Origin of the sequence: Nocardia sp. NBC_01388, assembly GCF_045040085.1 — a bacterium.
Taxonomy (GTDB): Bacteria; Actinomycetota; Actinomycetes; order Mycobacteriales; family Mycobacteriaceae; genus Nocardia.
Genome location: NZ_CP109553.1, coordinates 878,322 through 895,546, shown reverse-complemented (window position 1 = coordinate 895,546; position 17,225 = coordinate 878,322). Strand labels below are relative to the sequence as shown.

The 17,225-nt window shown below is 65.4% G+C and carries 14 protein-coding genes; 7 read left to right on the top strand and 7 right to left on the bottom strand.

The window, feature by feature from the left end; all coding sequences use genetic code 11:
* Nucleotides 1-80: 80 nt before the first annotated feature.
* Nucleotides 81-2,333: a hypothetical protein gene (locus tag OG716_RS04230; RefSeq protein ID WP_405136374.1), complete on the top strand. Its 2,253-nt coding sequence runs from the start codon at nt 81-83 to the stop codon at nt 2,331-2,333.
* 566 nt (nt 2,334-2,899) lie between these two features.
* On the opposite strand, the gene pstS is transcribed toward OG716_RS04230, so the two are convergent.
* From pstS to OG716_RS04215, 3 genes are all read right to left on the bottom strand, one after another.
* Entirely contained in the window at nt 2,900-4,018 is a 1,119-nt protein-coding gene (gene pstS, locus OG716_RS04225; RefSeq protein WP_405136373.1) for a phosphate ABC transporter substrate-binding protein PstS, read from the bottom strand.
* A gap of 219 nt (nt 4,019-4,237) precedes the next feature.
* Complete coding sequence (locus OG716_RS04220) at nt 4,238-5,560, bottom strand: sensor histidine kinase (protein WP_405136372.1); 1,323 nt, start codon at nt 5,558-5,560, stop codon at nt 4,238-4,240.
* A 49-nt stretch (nt 5,561-5,609) separates the two neighbouring features.
* Entirely contained in the window at nt 5,610-6,347 is a 738-nt protein-coding gene (locus OG716_RS04215; RefSeq protein ID WP_405136371.1) for a response regulator, read from the bottom strand.
* Between the two features lie 474 nt (nt 6,348-6,821).
* Here OG716_RS04215 and OG716_RS04210 point away from each other — a divergent pair, with 474 nt between their 5' ends.
* On the top strand, nt 6,822-7,511 hold the full coding sequence (locus tag OG716_RS04210; protein ID WP_405136370.1) for a hypothetical protein: 690 nt from the start codon (nt 6,822-6,824) through the stop codon (nt 7,509-7,511).
* Between the two features lie 229 nt (nt 7,512-7,740).
* On the opposite strand, the gene OG716_RS04205 is transcribed toward OG716_RS04210, so the two are convergent.
* Nucleotides 7,741-8,196, bottom strand: a complete 456-nt coding sequence (locus tag OG716_RS04205) for a VOC family protein (protein WP_405136369.1) — start codon at nt 8,194-8,196, stop codon at nt 7,741-7,743.
* A gap of 63 nt (nt 8,197-8,259) precedes the next feature.
* Nucleotides 8,260-9,372 carry a hypothetical protein gene (locus tag OG716_RS04200; RefSeq protein WP_405136368.1) on the bottom strand — a complete coding sequence of 371 codons (1,113 nt, stop codon included), beginning with the start codon at nt 9,370-9,372 and terminating at the stop codon, nt 8,260-8,262.
* 184 nt (nt 9,373-9,556) lie between these two features.
* Between OG716_RS04200 and OG716_RS04195 the strand changes: the two genes are divergently transcribed.
* The 4 genes from OG716_RS04195 (at nt 9,557) to OG716_RS04180 (ending at nt 12,969) form a co-directional block, all read left to right on the top strand.
* Entirely contained in the window at nt 9,557-10,192 is a 636-nt protein-coding gene (locus OG716_RS04195) for a TetR/AcrR family transcriptional regulator (RefSeq protein WP_405136367.1), read from the top strand.
* 639 nt (nt 10,193-10,831) lie between these two features.
* Nucleotides 10,832-11,710, top strand: a complete 879-nt coding sequence (locus OG716_RS04190; protein WP_405136366.1) for a class I SAM-dependent methyltransferase — start codon at nt 10,832-10,834, stop codon at nt 11,708-11,710.
* 84 nt (nt 11,711-11,794) lie between these two features.
* Nucleotides 11,795-12,178: a BlaI/MecI/CopY family transcriptional regulator gene (locus tag OG716_RS04185; RefSeq protein ID WP_405136365.1), complete on the top strand. Its 384-nt coding sequence runs from the start codon at nt 11,795-11,797 to the stop codon at nt 12,176-12,178.
* A complete protein-coding gene (locus tag OG716_RS04180) occupies nt 12,178-12,969 on the top strand; it encodes a M56 family metallopeptidase (RefSeq protein ID WP_405136364.1) in 792 nt (263 codons plus the stop codon). The genes OG716_RS04185 and OG716_RS04180 overlap by 1 nt, the downstream gene beginning before the upstream one ends.
* Before the next feature lie 224 nt (nt 12,970-13,193).
* On the opposite strand, the gene OG716_RS04175 is transcribed toward OG716_RS04180, so the two are convergent.
* Nucleotides 13,194-14,075: an oxaloacetate decarboxylase gene (locus OG716_RS04175; RefSeq protein ID WP_405136363.1), complete on the bottom strand. Its 882-nt coding sequence runs from the start codon at nt 14,073-14,075 to the stop codon at nt 13,194-13,196.
* A gap of 202 nt (nt 14,076-14,277) precedes the next feature.
* On the opposite strand from OG716_RS04175, the gene OG716_RS04170 reads away from it, so the two are divergent.
* Nucleotides 14,278-14,880 carry a phosphatase PAP2 family protein gene (locus tag OG716_RS04170; protein ID WP_405136362.1) on the top strand — a complete coding sequence of 201 codons (603 nt, stop codon included), beginning with the start codon at nt 14,278-14,280 and terminating at the stop codon, nt 14,878-14,880.
* A gap of 56 nt (nt 14,881-14,936) precedes the next feature.
* Here the strand turns inward: OG716_RS04170 and OG716_RS04165 are convergent, their stop codons facing one another.
* Nucleotides 14,937-16,856: an MFS transporter gene (locus OG716_RS04165; protein WP_405136361.1), complete on the bottom strand. Its 1,920-nt coding sequence runs from the start codon at nt 16,854-16,856 to the stop codon at nt 14,937-14,939.
* Nucleotides 16,857-17,225: the final 369 nt, after the last annotated feature.

Genomic DNA, 17,225 nt, shown 5'->3' with positions numbered 1-17,225 from the left:
TAGGGTCGTTCACCGGCAGTTCATGTCGTGCGGCCACGATCCTCCGCCGAGGGCTGTCGCGGTCGGCGACTGTGGGATAGATGCTGGAGCTCGTGGTGAGTACGACAATCGAATCTTGGAAACGCGTGCGCACCTGGGCGGTGCTCACCATCGCCGGTGTCGTTGCCGGGTATGGGGCTGTCCTGCTTGCCAATCCACGGCATTTCTATACCGACGACACCGAGGCCCAGTACGGCGCGCTGTGGGTGATGTTGGGCCGTCACCTGCGCGAGGGCCGCTTCCCGGCATTGGTTCCGTGGGAGTGGATGTCCGGCAACTATTCGATGGAAGAGGCCGGACTCTACAATCCGCCGCAGTTGCTGGTCGATTGGTTCGCGCCGTCGGTGGACAATCTCGCGCTGTATGTGACGGTGGTGAAGCTGGTGTTCTCCGCTGTCGCCGCGCTCGGAGTTTTCCGGGTCTGCCTGGCCTACGGTGCTCGCCCCTGGTGGGCGACGGTCGCGGGGGTGGCCTTTCCGCTCAGTGGCTGGTTCCTGTTCTTCGACGAGGCCAGTTGGGCGACCTCACTCACCGGCACCGCGTGGATGATCCACGCCTGGGCGTCGGGGGTGCGCTATACCCGCGGGCGCAGTGGACCGCTGTCGACATTCGTCTTCCTGTATCTGGCGATCTCGGTCCAATATGTTTTCCCCGCAGTCGAATCCGCGTTGATGATCGCCGCGGTAGCAGCCGGTGAGGTGATCTACCAACGCCGGTGGAAACCATCCCTGCGACTGCTGGCCGTCGCCGCGTGCGCGGGACTGGCGGGATTGGAGACGTATCTGCCGGGAATGCTCTCGTCGGCGGTGACCTGGCGCGGCAACGAGCGAATCATCAACAACCAGTTCCTGACCGTGCCGTGGTCGGAATCGCTCAATGCCAGCCTGCCCACCACCCTGCCGGCCTTCAAAGCGTGGTGGGGGTACGTCCAGCCGCTTCCGATGGTCTACATCGCGTGGTTCCTGATCCCGGCGCTGGCGTTCATCGACTGGCGGGCGGCGCGGCGGTCATGGCGGGAGCTCAGCGGCGTGGCGATATTCGCGGCGGGCATGCTGATGTGGTGCGCCGGACCCGGTTCCGTGGGCCCGCTGCGCTGGCCCGCCCGGGTGTTGCCGATGGTCGCACTCGGTTTGCTGGTGCTGGTGTGCGTATTGCTCAGCCGCTACGGCACTTTCGCACGGTGGCGGAAACGCGGCATCGCCGCCGGCGTCTTGATCGGCGTATTGTTCGTGCGGTCGTTCTGCGCGGACCCGCACGACGTGCTGCTGCACGCACTGGCCGCGGTGGGCGTCTGCGCGCTCGGCGCGGTGGTCGTACGGCTCGCGCGGACCCGGGGGGTGGCCGTCGCGTGTGTGCTGACGATCGTCGCCATGGTCCCGATCGCCTACTTTCAGGTGGCCGGGGCACGGTCCACACCGATGTCCTACGGTTTCCCGGAACGCCGCTCGGAGATGAAGGACGCGTTCCCGCACTTCACCGGTGTCACACTGCAATTGGCCGACCGCGCGCTGGTGCCGCCGGCCGAGCAGAGCGTTACCGGCGCGTGGGGGTCACTGTCCTTCGGCAACTACGCCAAGAACCTGCACCTGGATTACGTCAACGCCTACACCCCGATCGGATACGCGGCCTTCAGCAAGCTGCTGTGCATGGGCTGGGACGGCAGCACCTGCCCCGCCGCCTTCGGCGCGGCCTTCTCGATCGAGCCCTCCACCGGCAGAACGATCATCGACCTGATGAAGGTCGACCGTGTCGTACTGCAGCGCGCCCAATATCCGGACGCCGGTGACCATCCCGCACCGGCGGGCTGGAAGTGGGTCGACTACCCGGGCCACGAACGCTACATCTGGGTGCTCGAGCGCATCGACGGCCCGATCTCCACGCGCCACGGGTTGATCTCCGACGCACGGGGAGTAACCCTTACCTCGGCTACGCGGGACAGCGTCACCAGCCACTTGCATGTCAGCTCGATCGACGGCGGCCGCATCGTGTTCGCTCGCCTGGCCTGGCCCGGCTACCGCGTCACTCTGAACGGTCGCGATATCTCGTTCACCACCGTGGCGAACAGCTTTGTCGCCGTGAACATCCCACCCGATACCCACGACGCCGACCTCATCGTCACCTGGCGTCCGCCCGGCTGGAAGATCGGCATCGCCACCGCACTCGCGGGACTACTCGGCCTCGCACTCCTGCAATGGGCCTACACCCGAAATCGACTGCCCGAAATCGCCTCAGCCGAGGCCGAAATCCCGGACGAACCGACTGCCGTTGAACGAGAGCCTCAGGCCGTCGGCTAAAGCGGTCGTCGAGACTGCTCTGTTGCGCAACGCGCGGCGGGGTTGTCGCCCGCTGCTGTGAATCGGAGCTGTCGACGGTGACGACAGTGCGCACGGCCGGCGCCCGTGACGGCGACTTCGGCAAGGGAATCCGCGACGTATCGACCGCTGAAGGAGTTCGCTGATCGGTTTGCGAGGCAACAGGATACGGCGGGCATGAGGGAGGGATCGGATTGAACCGGAACACGGCGAGTACGGCACTGTCGGCCCGTGCGTTCATGGCGGTGACCGCCGACTGCTCCGCGAATGGACGCGGAACACTGACGGTGACACCGAGTCCGGTGGCAATGAACCTCACCGGCTGGCGCTGTCCCTGAGCCAGCATGACCATAAGCATCACCGGTCACCAGCCGACGATCAACCCACAACCCCGGTTACCGCCCAACCGTCCTGCACGCGGCGTTGGCAACCGAATCGAATGCCGATGCTGAACACGAACATTCCCCTGATCGACATCGAGAGCGACCGCCGCCCTGCATGATTCAGCAGGACCACGATCGCTCTCGATGTCGATCAGCAGGCGCGGATCAGGAGATGGCGTTGATGGCGGTAGTCAGCTTGGCTTTGAAGGCATCCGGGATCGGGATGTAGCCGGACTGGTCGAGACCGTTCTGGCCGTTGGTGATCGCCGAGGTCAGGAACGCCTTGACGGCCTTGGCGGTGTTGGCGTCGCTGTACTTCGAGCAGACCAGTTCGTAGGTGGCCAGCATGATCGGGTAGGCGCCCTGGGCGGTGGGCTTGTAGAACGAGCTGGTGTCCAGCACCAGGTCGTTGCCCTGACCCTTGACCTGCACGCCGGCGACGGCCTTCTGCGCCGAATCGACGGTCAGCGCGACCGGGGCCGGGCCGGCCGAGGTGACGATCTTGGCCATGTTCAGGTTCTGCGCCTTGGCGAAGGACCACTCGTTGTAGGTGATCGAACCCTTGGTCTTGTCGATCGCCGCGGAGGTGCCCTCGTTGCCCTTGGCGCCCTCACCGACACCGCCGGCGAACGACTTGCCCGCACCCTTGCCCCACGCGCCGTTCGAGGCGGCGTCGAGGTAGAGCTGGAAGTTGTCGGAGGTGCCCGACTCGTCACTGCGGTAGATCACGTGCACGGCATCCGAGGGCAGGTTCACGCCCGGGTTGAGCGCCTTGATCGCCGGGTCGTCCCAGTGGGTGATGCCACCGTTGAAGATCTTCGCCGCCGTCGGGCCGTCGAGCACCAGATCCTTGATGTCACCGAGGTTGAAGGTGATCGCGATCGGTCCGAACACGGTCGGCAGGTCCCACGCGGGCGCACCGCAGTGTGCAGCCGCCTTGTCGGGTTCGCCCTTCTTCGCGTCCAGCGGCGAGTCGGAGCCACCGAAATTGGTTTGGCCGCCGATGAATTCGTTCACACCGGCGCCGGAGCCGCTCGAGGTGTAGTCGAGGCTGTAACCGTCGCAGTTCTGTTCGTAGGCGGCGATGAATCGGTCCATGGCGTTTTTCTGCGCCGAGGATCCACTGGCCTTCAACGCCTTCTGCCCGCCACAGCCCACATCTGCCTTCGCGGCACTGCCGCCCGCCGGAGTAGTGGTGTTGTTGTCGCTGCCACACGCGGTCAGGGTCAGCACGCTCGCGGTGACGACGGCACCGAGCAGCATGCTGCTGCGCTTGAAATTCATCGATCCTCCAGAAATTGTTCTCGCCGAGCAAAACTAGAGCAACTCGGTTGCCATAATCACTCACTCGAATGACGCGATGGTGAACAATTCGGTCGCAACACGCCTGGCGAAATTATTACAATTATGACGATTCTTGCAATTATGTGAAGAGACTTCGAACGGCATGCCTCCTCTGAACCGGTCCACGAGGCAATTCATCCGAATGCTCGTACACATGTATCACGCCACAGGCTCTGCGAGGCACGGCAGGCGAATCGCAAAACGCGCTCCACCACCCGGTCGTTCCTGACATTCGACTCCGCCGCCATGTGCGGCAACCGTTTCGGCGACCAATGCCAGCCCGATGCCGCTGCCGGTGCCCGAACCACGACCCGCCGGCGCTGTCGCGAACCGTTCGAAGATGCGGCCCCTTTCCATGACCTGCACGCCGGGACCGGCGTCATCAACCGTGATCAGCACTTCCGATCCGGCACGCGCAACGTGTACCGCAGTCACCCCGCCGCCGTGCCGATCCGCGTTGTCGAGCAGATTTCCCACCGCCCGTTGCAGCTCGAGCTTGCGTCCGCTGATGTTCGCGTCGGCCGATATCGCCAGCAGTCCCGGCGCATATTTGCGCTCGGCCAGGGTGTGCGTCATCAGTTCGCCCACCGAGAGCGGCTCGGTGTCGCCTCGATGCACGCCGGCTTCCAGCCTCGCCAGCTCCAGCATGTCATCGAGCAACCGGCGCAGATGCTCGAGTTCGGCGCTGAGGTAGCCGAGCGCCCGGCGCGGGCGCGGCGGCAGCTCCTCCGGATGCTGGTTCATCACCTCGACACTGGTGATCAATGTGGTCATAGGCGTCCGCAATTCATGGCTGATATCGCCGACGAAGCGCCGCTCGCGTTCGATGCGCGTCTGCAGGGAGTCGACCATGATGTTGAACGCGTCGACAGTGGTGTCGAGGTCGGGATCGTGTGTGCGCGTCAACCGCAGCCCGAGGTCGCCCGCCGCGATCCGTGCGGCGGTTCCCGAGACATGTTGCAGCGGGCTCAGAACGCGGCGACTGGCCCACACACCCAATCCCGCGCCGAACATCGTCGCTGTCAGCGCACTGACGATCAGGAGATTGCGCAGCATCCGCAGCCTGGAGTCGAGTTCCACGATCGGGCTGAACTCGTACATCATGTCGCCGTCCCGGCCCATGTGCAGGCCGACCCGGAAGTAGGGCCGGCCATCGACAGACACTCGCTGGGTCCCCGGTGTGGGCTCGCCGATCAGGCCCGGAGGCAGCAATCGGCCGATGTCAGGCGCCGAATCGGTGACATACCAATCGGTTCCGTGTCGCACCAGCAGAATGGTGCCGTCAGGCGGTTCTATCGATGCCAGCGCACCCTCGGCGCCGGAACGCGCAACCAGCGGACGAAGCATGTCGCTGTAGGCGCTTGCCACACGATCGGCCGAGCGCATTCGCTGGTTCTCCATGTAACGGTGTCCGATGGAATAGACCGAGACCACCAGCAGCAGCGCTACCAGGCCCGAGCTCAGTGCGAACGCGACAATCACTCTGGCCCGCAGGCTTCGCGGCCACCGGCGTGGAACAGCGTCGGGCATCTCAGCGCTGCGCATCGAGCCGGTATCCGAGGCTGCGCACCGTCACGACGATGCGCGGGTTGGCCGGATCCCGCTCGATCTTGGTGCGCAGACGGCGCACATGAACGTCGACGATGCGCTCATCACCGAAAAAGCCTCGGTCCCAAACCCGTTCGAGCAGCATCCCTCGACTCAGCACTCGTCCCGGATCCGCGGCGAGTTCGCACAGCAGACGGAATTCGGTGATCGTGAGATGCACCCGTTCCCGACCGCGCCGCACCGCACCGCGCTCCGGAGACAGAATCAACGGTGCGCGCGGATCGGCGTCCAGCAGCACCTCATCAGCGGCAACAGGAGCATCGTCGCGGCTGGTGTCCTCACGCATCGCGGCCAAACCAGCGCGACGCCGCAGCGCCCGCATGCGGGCGGTGATCTCCTTGACCTGGAACGGTTTGGTCACGTAGTCGTCAGCGCCCACCTCCAGAGCCGCCACTACATCGTGTGTGTCGTCGCGCGCGCTCACCACGATGATCGGCACATCGTGATCACGGCGAACCTCACGGATACAGGTGAATCCGTCCATGCCGCCGAGCATCAAGTCGACGATCATGACATCGGGCGCACCGTGGTCTCGGAGGTACTCGAGTGCTTGTTCGGCCCCGCCGGCCTCGATCACTTCGTAACCCTCGCCCTCCATGGCGAGCCGTAATACGCCACGGACGCGGTCGTCGTCCTCGACGATCATCAGGCTCGCGCCCATAGCCATCCTTCGTCTACTCGGATACGTGGTCACCCATCCGCCGCGGTCCGACGGCCGCGCTCGGTCTGTGCAAGCTCGTCACAGTATCGGCACTCACCGCGGAGCCCGCCCGGCAAGCACAAGGATATGGTCCACCACCTCGCAGCTATCACGGTCCTGGCTTTCCCCACAATTGGTTCCGGACAAACACGGCCCGCTGCGTAGTCAAAACAGCGTGCGTCACCTTCCCTCTGCCGGACTCCCTTCTACTCGCCGGACCCGCGAGAAACCACCGGTTAACCAACTGACGCAACATATTTCGACCTATTCGTAACACGATCTCAAAGAATGCCATGTTGGCGCAAAGAACTGGACTGTTGCGCACTGTCAGTCATTCATCCGGCGGTTTGTCCGCAAAAACTCTACGTTTGCCGGACTCGGTTTCGATCTATTCGATCCACTCTGCGGAAATATCTGATGAGGAAACCGAGCCAAATGCAGACCAAGAAGTTCACCGTGACCGCGGCGATGCTGATCGCCGCCCTCGGCATGACCGCGGGCAACGCCAACGCAGCGCCCGCCGCCGACACGAATGCGATCGACTACACCTTCACCAACTCCGCGAAGGACGTGGTCATCAACACCGATGCCGGTTCGCTGGTGGTGGAAGACGGCGCTTTCAAGATCAAAGCTGCCAACGGCGCCGTCGTCGCGGGCACCCCGCTCAACTTCCGTGTCGACGACTTCGTCTTCCCGATCACCGCGGAGATCAAGGACCGCACCGCCACGCTGACTCCGCAGTTCGACGAGGCCCACGCCGTCTACCAGCCGGTCGCGCTCCCCTACGAGGACCAGGCTCCGTTCAAGAGCGACTACGACCGTGAGCAGGCCGCCTGGAATCGCATGACCAGCACCATCTCCACCGGCGCCACCATCGGGACCCTGGTCGGCGGCCTCGGCGGCGCGGCCGTCGGCTGTGTCGTCGGTATGGCCGTCGGAGCGACCCTGACCGCACCGCTCGCGCTCATGTTCGGGGCGGGCCCCATCGGCGGGTGCATCGCCGGAGCAGCAGCGGTCGGCTTCCTGGGCACCGTCGCCGGGCAACTTTTCGTGACGGCCCCGGTCGCCATTCTGGCTGCGGCACAGTACTTCACGACGGTCAATTCCCCCCTCCCGGGGAAATGATCCGACCTGCGGAAATTCGGTCAAACTAGCCGCTGAACCGTCGGTTCGCAGGTGATGTGATTGCGATCGGATCCAGCCCCGGCGTTGGTGCTCCACCGCACTCCGGGGCTGGATTCATGACTGTCGCACCGGTTCTGGAAATTGAGGGGCCGCTGACGGGCAACCGGCAGTCTCCGGTGATGCGACTTCGGTTGCGGCCGGCCCCCGGCGAGGTACCGCACCCATTGGCTCAGTGCGCTCCTCCGCCGAGGTAGTAGGTCAAAGCCGGTGCACCGCGGTATATTTCGACGAGTTCGAGCAATAGTCCGTCTGAGGTCCGGTGGTAGCAGACCCCGGGTTCGGCGTCCCCGGCGAGCACCACCGCAGCCGCTTGCAGCGGATACCCGGCGTCAGCGAGGCGTGCGGATTCACCCTTGACGTCAGCGGCCCAGAAGCCGACGTGGTGCAAGCCGGGTACGTCCCAGATAGTTCCCGGAGTCTGTTCGAGTAATTCGAAGTATGGGGGACCCTGTTTGGAGAAGGTGATCATCGGACCCACCTGCTGAGCCTCGGCATCGGTGACCTGATGCCCGCTGCGGACGGGCTCCAGCCATTCCACGCCGAGGAGTCGATTCAATTCGGTCATTGCTCTGTCGAGATCGGCTACCACTACACCGAAGTGATATCCGGGAACGAGAACTGGCATACCGGACTCCTGATCTTCGAGGGGATTCGTGATCCGGGCTGTTGATTTCGCGGGCGCCGCCCGTCAGGGCAGCGGCGGCGTCAGCGCCGCACCTGCCGCGGCTCCGAGCGCGGCGCCGGCCGCGGCTCCCAGTACGCCACCACCGATGGCGCCCGCCGCGATGCCCAGCGGTTCGCCGGCGACCGCACCGGCGACGATTCCGCCCGGCCCGCCCAACGCGACCGATATGCCGCCGGTCGCCAAACCGACTTCGACGCCAAGGGTTTCACCGACGACAGCACCGGCGACCGCACCGATAACAGGTCCGGCGACCGCCCCGGCCACCGCCCCGGCCGGCACGCCGATCGCTGCGCCGACACCGGCGCCGATTGCGGCACCGGCGATCTCGGCGGGTGAGAACGCCGAGGGATCCGGCACCGGCACATTCAGCGGCGGCACATCAATCGCGGGCACCTCGTCCGGCACAGCCAACTCGGTCGCGGGCAGGTCGATGGCGGGAGTGTCGAACTCGGGCAGCGTGATCGCCGGGACCTCGATCGCTGGAAGCAATCGGCTCAACGGCTGACCATCCGCTGCCGGCCCGAGACGATTCGGCGCGATCACAAATGGCTCATCGCCCAACGGGTGCAGCGATTGCGGTCGGTCGCCTCCGGCAAACGGAACGGGTGCCGACTCACCGCTGTCCGCTCGATCACCGCCGGACTGGCTGCCGGGTGCTTGTGCTGCCGGAGGCGCCAGGAGTCCGGACTCACGGCCGGATTGCTCGGCCGGGGGCGCCACGGGGCCGGGCTGCCCGCCCGTAGCGTGATCCTCGGACGGCGCGGGAATCACAGCCTGCTGGCCCGCGGAAAGCGCGGGGTCCGACCGGGTCCGGCCCCCTTGCTGATTCGACGGAGCCGCAGGCAGGTAGGGCGACGCCGGTACATCGATCGGAGGCAACTCGAGACCGGGCAGCGTCAGCGCGGGCAGTAGCTCCACGGGCGGAACGCACAGCGGCGGAATCTCGAGGGGAGCGATGGGCGGCAGTTCGAACGGTGGTGTCAGACCGATTGCGGGCAAAGAGATTTCGAGCGCCTGCGCCTGCGGTGTATTGAGCACCGTGGCAACGGGGATCGCGAACGTCAGTAAGGCGACGCGCAGCAGCGCTAGTCGTCCTCGTCCATGTCGACTCTTCATTGTTTCTCCTGGCAGCGAGCAATAACTCCTTGATCGCGGCACGTCGCGCCCCTTCGGGCGCAGACAATGCCACAGGCCGGTTCCGGGACCGAGGGCCTCGGACGAATGCGGTGGTGTCACTCTCTGAGCCGATGACTCTAACAATAAGTCCGACCGGTCGGATAGTTGGTGTTAGATTGTTCACGTGACCACAGCCGACGGCAGGAGACTGCGCGGGAACCGCACCAGGGAATCCGTGCTCGACGCAGCGCTCGACACGGCCTCGATCGACGGATTGAACGGCTTGACACTGGGCCGCCTCGCCACCGGCCTGGGCATCAGCAAATCGGCGCTGTTCACCCATTGGCCCGACAAACAGTCACTCCAACTCGCCGTCATCGAGCACGCGGCACAGCAATGGGAGCACCGGGTGGTGCGCCCCGCGCTGGTGGACCGCACCGGCCTGGCCGCACTCTGGGCTCTCCAGGAATCCCGGCTGCGGTTCTACATCGACGCGGTACTGCCGGGCCGGTGCTTCTTCGTCACCGTCCACGCCGAGTTCGACGACCACCCAGGCTCGGTCCAGGACCGGCTTCGCACCCTCCTGGTCGAATGGGAAGCCTTGCAGATCAACCTGATTCACGCCGCGATCGCCGCAGGTGAACTCCAACCCGACACCCCCGCCGCCGAACTGGCCTTCGAACTCGACGCCCTCGGCCAGGCCGTCGTCACCCGCGCACGCCTTCTCGACGGTGAAGCGACCTTTGCCCACGCCCGCCACGCCCTACTCGCCCACCTCCGTCATAACGCCCTCGAACCGGACATCCTGCCCGCGATTTAGACCCACGAGCGGGGTTTCGCCGCCTACTTGCCAGCGATGCACTCGGCACGGCGTGCGGCTCATACGGTCACGCGGCCCGAACTCATCGTGACCGAGACGCTGAACGAGCGAACGCTGCTACCCGGACATCCGGTTCAGCTCGCCGCGCCGCAGAGGTTTCTCGACTCGACGCCGAGCACGGTCGGGGCCTCCATCGTGCGGTCCTTCGCGGGGGAGGTCGTCGCACTACCTCGAACACGAAGACACGGCCATGATGTCGAGCGTGATCACCGTCCGCTAGGCCCCACTGCGGATCCCCCGCAGCACCTTCAGCTCAACAGCGGATCCATGTGGGCCGGAATCGAGGTCACCCTCCTGGGGAACCTGTCCGAGATCGAAACCGCACCGGCGGCGGATCCACCGCATACACAGACCCGCGCTCACTGGCGCGGCTCCGACTTCCGCACTCGCCGTGTTCACCCAATTACCCTCTCCTGATTGGCTTTCCGGCGTCGAGCATCCGCAAAGTGACCTATGAGTTGGAGAGCGGGGTGGTGGATAGCCCCCGTTCACGCGGTCCTTGTCGATCATGTCACGGTGACCTACCATCGCCTTGTAGTAACTACTACTGTCAGATAGTAGTTCACGAAAGGATCAGGGATGGAAGCGAATCCGATATCTTCTCCGACCTCGCCGAGCGTGGCCAACCGGTTTTCCCCGGAAGGCTGGGCTGGTACGGAGGGCTTGCACTGGCTCGATCAACGTGAGCGCTACACCCGCATGCATCAGGGGCTTACCGCCCGTATCGTAGAGGCGGCGGCGATTGAGACGGGTGCGGCGGTCCTGGATATCGGTTGCGGTGCAGGGGACACGACCTACGCCGCGGTCGCGGCCGGAGCCGGACAGGTGGTCGGCATCGATGTTTCCGCCCCGCTGCTGTCCGAAGCCGAACGGCGATGGACGAGGCGGGAGACGGGTGAGGTGGCGTTCATCCAAGCCGACGCGCAGACGCATGAATTCACCGCCGGTACTTTCGACGTGGCGATCAGTCGTTTCGGGTTGATGTTCTTCACCGATCCACGGATTGCCTTCGCGAATATTGCCGCAGCCCTGCGCCCCGGCGGCCGACTGGTCTTCACCAGCTGGCAGGCTCCACAGCACAACGAGTACTTCACGCTGCCGTTGAGCGTGTTGGCGGCCCGGATGCCGCTACCGGATCAGAACACCGATGGGCCGGGCGGATTCTCCCTCGCCGATCCCGATCGCATTCGAAACCTGCTGACCGACGCAGGATTCAATCAGATCACCATCACCTCGGTGGAGGACAACCCGTGGATCGCCCGTGACGTCGACGACGCCGTGGGCTACCTGCGCTCGACGACGCTCGCACGTTCGCTGCTGGCCACGCTCGACTCCGAGACCGATCGTGCGATCGACAACGAACTGCGGACGGCTCTGGCACCCAAACAAACCGACGACGGATTACGGCTGGGTACCGCGACCTGGCTGGTAACGGCCCGCTACCGCGCCGTCCAGTAGAACGGCGGTCGATCCGGTCCGAGCCCGGTGGTCCCGGACCACCAGGCTCTACTATCGACCAGGCAGTAACGGGAATGAGGTGGAATGACCGACGCACTCGATCGAGCGATCGCAGCACTGGGACCGCTCGAGGGGCGAATCATGCGGCTGGTCTGGACCAGCTGTGTCGCAAACGAATTCGTGGTGCGCGATATCGCCGCATTGGTCCCGGAGCTGGCCTATACGACGGTTATGACCACACTGCGACGGCTCGCCGACAAGGGCCTGCTGCACGCGGAAGCACGAATCGGCCGGCGAGCACACAGCTACCGCGCGGCGGGCAAGCCCGCCGATTATCTGGCAGCCGCCAGCCGACGCGAAGCCTCCGAAGTAGTGGCACGCTACGGGGACGCCGCATTGGCGGCCTTCGCGACCCAGCTCGGCGAACTGACCGAGGAACAGCGACGCCGCTTGGGCGAGTTGGGCTGATGATCCGTCAGCGCCTCAACTGGCCGATCCAGCTCACGGTCCTTGCCGTGTTCGGCGGGATTCGGTTCACGTGGCAGCGCCCGATGTCGGTATGCATGGGAATGACGCTGTCCGAATGCCTCGGTCTCGCCGCCGCGATCGTCGTACTCGCGGGGCTGACTTTGGCCCTCGCCCGAGGGATCTGGCTGGTTGGAGGAAGCCGCCGCGCGGTTCGTTCCCTTGTACTCGTCCCGATCCCGCCGGCGTTGCGAGCGGCCATCGATCGCACCGGCGTGGACTCGGCGCTGTGCCTGTCGGATCCCGAAGCGTCGGCCTTTTGCGCCGGCCTCCTGTGGCCCCGAATACGGGTCACCACCGGGCTGGTCGATCGATTGTCACCCACCGAGCTCGATGCGGTCCTCCTACACGAGGCCGAACACGCGCGTCGCCGCGACCCGCTGCGCCGCATCGTGTTCCGATCGCTCGCCGACGCTGGATTCCTGATTCCGCTGTTCGCGTGGTGGGCTGCACGTGAACATGAACTGTCCGAACTCCGGGCCGACCGGGCCGCTATCGATGCGGTCGGAGCCCGACCCGTCGCCGCCGCGCTACTCGCGCTGGACTCCCCGTCATCCACCGTCGGTAGAGCCGGTTTCGGAGGCGTGGCCACCGCACGGGTGGCGCAACTACTGGGCGACGGCCACATCGCGCGACCGCCATCGCTGCCGATATGCGTGCTGTCCCTGACCAATATCACGATCCTGGTGAGCCTGGCCATGTGCATCGGACAGGGAGCCATCACACTGCTTTGATATGCCGCTGATCATGTTGACCGAACGGGACGCGGAGTCGCACATACAGACCGGCAGAGGTGAACCGCCTAGCCGGTCCCCACATCGACGCCTGCTTCGCAGCCGCCCCATTCGATTTGCCAGTCGCCCGCGCGGGTCGCGATCCGCGTGCCCCTTGCCAGGGGAAGTACCCGGCAAGGGAACGACGATGACAATGCCCAGCATCAAAAACGGTCCGCTGAGAGTCAGGCGTAGCTGTCGACCGAGGCGATCGAGGCCAATTGCGGCTCCTGATGGTGTCGGGAGATATTGCGCTGCAACAATTCTGTCGAGGCCGCCACTCCTATTCCGCCCGCTGTGACTGTGGCGAGCAGACCGTCGTTTGCACGGAGTTCCGCCAGAGTTGTCGAGATCGCGGCATGTGCGGCGAACAAGCACGGCGTCGAGTAGATGACCATGTCCACGCCCAGCGCCTCGAGCTCGGACAACGACAAACGGGGCGAGAGACCGCCCGCGATCTGATTGAATACCAACGGTTTATCGCCCGCCGCAGCGCGCACCTTACGGATCTGCTCCACACTGCGCACGCCGTCCACCAGGATGACATCGGCTTCGGTGGCGGCCAGCGCGGCCGCGCGGCGCAGCATCTCCGGCTCGTCCACGGCATCGGTGCGTGCCACCACCACGAGGTCGGATCGGGTGTCCAGCACCAGGTTCAGCTTCTCCAGGTACTCCTCGAGAGGCAGGATCTGTTTGCCGGCGGCGTGACCGCACCGGCGTGGGCGCTTCTGGTCTTCCAGGATCACCCCCGAAGCCCCGATCCGTTCCAGCTGCTCGATCACATGACCGACCACCTCGAGATCGACGTAACCGTCGTCGATATCCACCAGCAGATGCTGCCGCGGGAACGCCATCCGCAATCGCTGGACGAACCCGACCATGTCCGGCCAGGCGATGAATCCGATATCGGGCAATCCGTAATAGGAGGCCGCGAAACCGAAGCCCGATACGAACAGTCCATCGAACTGCTGCGCCGCCAGGGACGCGGAGTACATGTCGTACACCCCGACCAGGGGCGTGATATCCGAGGCGAGAACCGTTGCGCGCAAAGCCGTTCCATACTTCATGTGCCACCCCTTTGTTCGGCGGGCGATCACGCCCGACTTCCGACAAGCATGGTGTTCGAGGCAAGTGTGCCGAACGGTCGCTGTGAATTCGCTGAAAGTCCCGGCCGGACATCGGTTCCAGCCTGCCGCGGAGCCTCGATCGTGCCATCCTGGTCGACATGCTCGTCAGTACACCGCTCGCCGTCGCCGGAGCCATTCGGCCATGACACTCGACACGCGAATCTTTCTCCGTATCAACGAGTTCGCCCGCGAAACCCCGTGGCTGCACCCGATCGTTTCGGACTACATCGGTATCGCTGCTGCCGTATCCGCCGGATTGATCGTGGCCGGATGGTGGATCGCACGCGGTCGCCGAGACGCGACAGCCATGGCCGCCGCCGTGTGGACGCCCATTGCGGTGATAGTCGCGTTCCGGATCAATCAACCACTCGCCGCGATGGCGGGCAAAGCCCGCCCGTACGTGACACATTCGAGCATCCTGGTGCTCTCCCATCACAGCGGACCGAGCTTCCCGAGCCACCGCGCGGTGGAGGCGGGAGCGGTCACCGCCGGACTGCTGCTGGTGCACCGCTCTCTCGCCATCGTCGCCGCCTGCGCGGCGCTTGCCCTCGCTTTCGCCGATGTTTATATCGGCGCGCACTACCCGCAAGATGAGGTGGCCGGGCTGGTTTTCGGTATCGCGGCCTGTCTGATCGGCTTCGATCTGACTCGCCATCCGCTGCGGTGGGCTGCGACGCGGCTCCGCCGAACCCGCCTCTGGCCGCTGGTCAGCGATGCACCTACGACCGCTGCAGCGGACCGATGAGCCCAGTCTTCAATGACACCAATGCATTTGACATCGCGCCGTTGAGTCGAGCGAACTCAGGACAGCCCGGGAGCGCTGGTCTGCAGGGCTGGGTCGGTACGGGTGTCGATGGCCCGGGTGAGCTCATCGAGCGCGGGCATCGCGGCACTGAGCAGGTGCTGCCAGCCGGGATGCAAATCGGCCAGGGCGGCGCGCAGAATATCGGTGTTCGTGGCCTGCCAGGATCCGACCGCTTCCTGCCCGCTGCCGGTGAGGGTCAAGGTGACCGCGCGACGATCGTCGCCGGGGGCGCGAGTGATCATGTGCTGCGCCGCCAAACCGTTGACCAGCGTGGTGACCGAGTTCGGCGCCAGCCGCAGCAATCGGGCCAGCTGCCCGGGGCGTATCCCGGGATGCTCCGAAACGCATGACAGCAGCTCCAATTGGGCGACCGAGAGCGCATTGGCCGGATCAGCAGCACGAGCGGCCCGGCGCATAGCGCGGCGCAGGCAGGCGATCACCTCGGCCAGCGCGGTCTCGTCGGGTCGGGCACCCAGCGCGGGTACCGGCTCGGCGGCGGATACGGTCATCGACGACTCCTCCTGCTCGGATGGTCCCTCGAATACTGCCCTACTACTGCGCATGGTGGTCGCCGCGGCGAGCACGGCGAAGGCCAGCAGCCCGATCACCGCGATTCTCGGTGCGGTGGAGACGCTTTCGGCGCGGCCGGCGTAGTGCAAGGCCAGGGTGACCACAGCGACACCACCGGCGGTGCCCAGCCCACGGCTCATATTCACCAGGCCGCCGCTGGTCCCGGACTTCCCTCGCGGCAGGGCGCTCATAATGCCGGCGTTATTGCTCGGAATGAATATCCCCAGACCGAGGCCGAGCGCTCCGAGACAGCCGAAGGACCACGAGGGCGTCATCGGCGAGAGAGCAAGCGCGGCAAGCGCGATCGCGGCGACGGCCGACCCGACACGTTCGCGCCGACGCCCGTCCCAGTGTTCCGGCAGCAGTCGCGCACCGCCGATCGCGGCAACCGCGAAGCCCACCGGGAGCGCGGTGAGCACCAGGCCGGTCGCCGCCAGCGTCGCACCGTGCATTTGCGGGAACAGGGCCAGTGGACCGAACAGCACCAAATAGGCCGCGAAGGCTCCGACCAGACCAGCCGATACCGCCGGTGGTCGTAGCGAGCTCAGATCGATCAGGGGATCTCGGACGCGCGGCGACCACCACAGCACGCCCGCGACGCACAGCATCGACAGGATCGCCGACGCGATGGCGAACCACGCCGGCACCGGCAGGCCCGATACCGCGGAGATGGCCACCAGCGCACCGGTGGTGGCGCCGACGAGCAAAAGCAGCCCGCGCCAATCGAATCCGTTCAGCACGCTGCGCTGGCGGGTCCGTGGCAGGAGATAACGCCCCGCGATCAACGCGATACACCCGACCGGGACGTTCACCCCGTACACCCAGCGCCAGCCGATCGACGCGACGAGCACACCACCGATAGCCGGTCCCAGCGCCAGCCCCAGCGCCTGCGCTCCGGCCTGAACGCCGAGCGCGGCCCGCATGCGCCGCGGCGGCACGCTGGTGACCACCAGCGCAACACTGTTGGCCTGCAGCATCGCCGCACCGACCGCCTGCACGACCCGGAACCCGATCAGCCAGCCGAGCCCGGGTGCGAGCGCGCACGCTACGGAGGCCACGGTGAACACCACGAAGCCCTGCAGATAGACGAACTTGCGCCCGATCGCGTCGGCCACGCGACCGGCCGCCACGACCAGCCCGACCAGTGTCAGCAGATACGCCAGCGACACCCACTGCACGGCGGCCAGCGGCGCGCCGAACTCCCGTTGCAGGGAGGGGAAAGTCAAAGTCACGATGCTGGCGTCGAGCTGACCCATGAACGCGCCCAGGCACACCGCCCCCACCGCGAGCCATCCAGCGTTGGGGTGCTCGCGAACGAGCCGAGGACGAGCCGACTCTGCGAACACCTCATACCTCCGAACGTCTTCTCTCAAGTTATTCTAGAACAGAACATTCGGAAGGTGAAGTCCGGGGCAACGGCGCAGTCCAGCAGTGGACATTCTCGCTAGATCGCCCACGTATACCAACAATTACGAGCCAAGTGACTCCTCGCGTAAGAGTTGCGATCGCGTCTCAGCTTGCAATCTGTTCTCTAACAGAAGTTCTTTTGCAGTTTCCCCGGGGGACATCAGAGGCAGGCAAGGCGCGGTGACGGCACATACCTTCTCGATCCGCACAGCACCCGAGCCGACCTGACTGTCATGTCCAGCGCAGGCGTCGACACAGCTGTGCCGTGTCGATCACAGAATCCGGCGCGAGCCGACGAGCGGTGCGGC

Coding starts and splice junctions, on each gene's coding strand:
- OG716_RS04230 (WP_405136374.1), top strand. CDS start 81: ATGCTGGAGCTCGTGGTGAGTACGACAATCGAATCTTGGAAACGCGTG.
- pstS (WP_405136373.1), bottom strand. CDS start 4,018: ATGAATTTCAAGCGCAGCAGCATGCTGCTCGGTGCCGTCGTCACCGCG.
- OG716_RS04215 (WP_405136371.1), bottom strand. CDS start 6,347: ATGGGCGCGAGCCTGATGATCGTCGAGGACGACGACCGCGTCCGTGGC.
- OG716_RS04210 (WP_405136370.1), top strand. CDS start 6,822: ATGCAGACCAAGAAGTTCACCGTGACCGCGGCGATGCTGATCGCCGCC.
- OG716_RS04205 (WP_405136369.1), bottom strand. CDS start 8,196: ATGCCAGTTCTCGTTCCCGGATATCACTTCGGTGTAGTGGTAGCCGAT.
- OG716_RS04200 (WP_405136368.1), bottom strand. CDS start 9,372: ATGAAGAGTCGACATGGACGAGGACGACTAGCGCTGCTGCGCGTCGCC.
- OG716_RS04190 (WP_405136366.1), top strand. CDS start 10,832: ATGGAAGCGAATCCGATATCTTCTCCGACCTCGCCGAGCGTGGCCAAC.
- OG716_RS04185 (WP_405136365.1), top strand. CDS start 11,795: ATGACCGACGCACTCGATCGAGCGATCGCAGCACTGGGACCGCTCGAG.
- OG716_RS04180 (WP_405136364.1), top strand. CDS start 12,178: ATGATCCGTCAGCGCCTCAACTGGCCGATCCAGCTCACGGTCCTTGCC.
- OG716_RS04175 (WP_405136363.1), bottom strand. CDS start 14,075: ATGAAGTATGGAACGGCTTTGCGCGCAACGGTTCTCGCCTCGGATATC.
- OG716_RS04170 (WP_405136362.1), top strand. CDS start 14,278: ATGACACTCGACACGCGAATCTTTCTCCGTATCAACGAGTTCGCCCGC.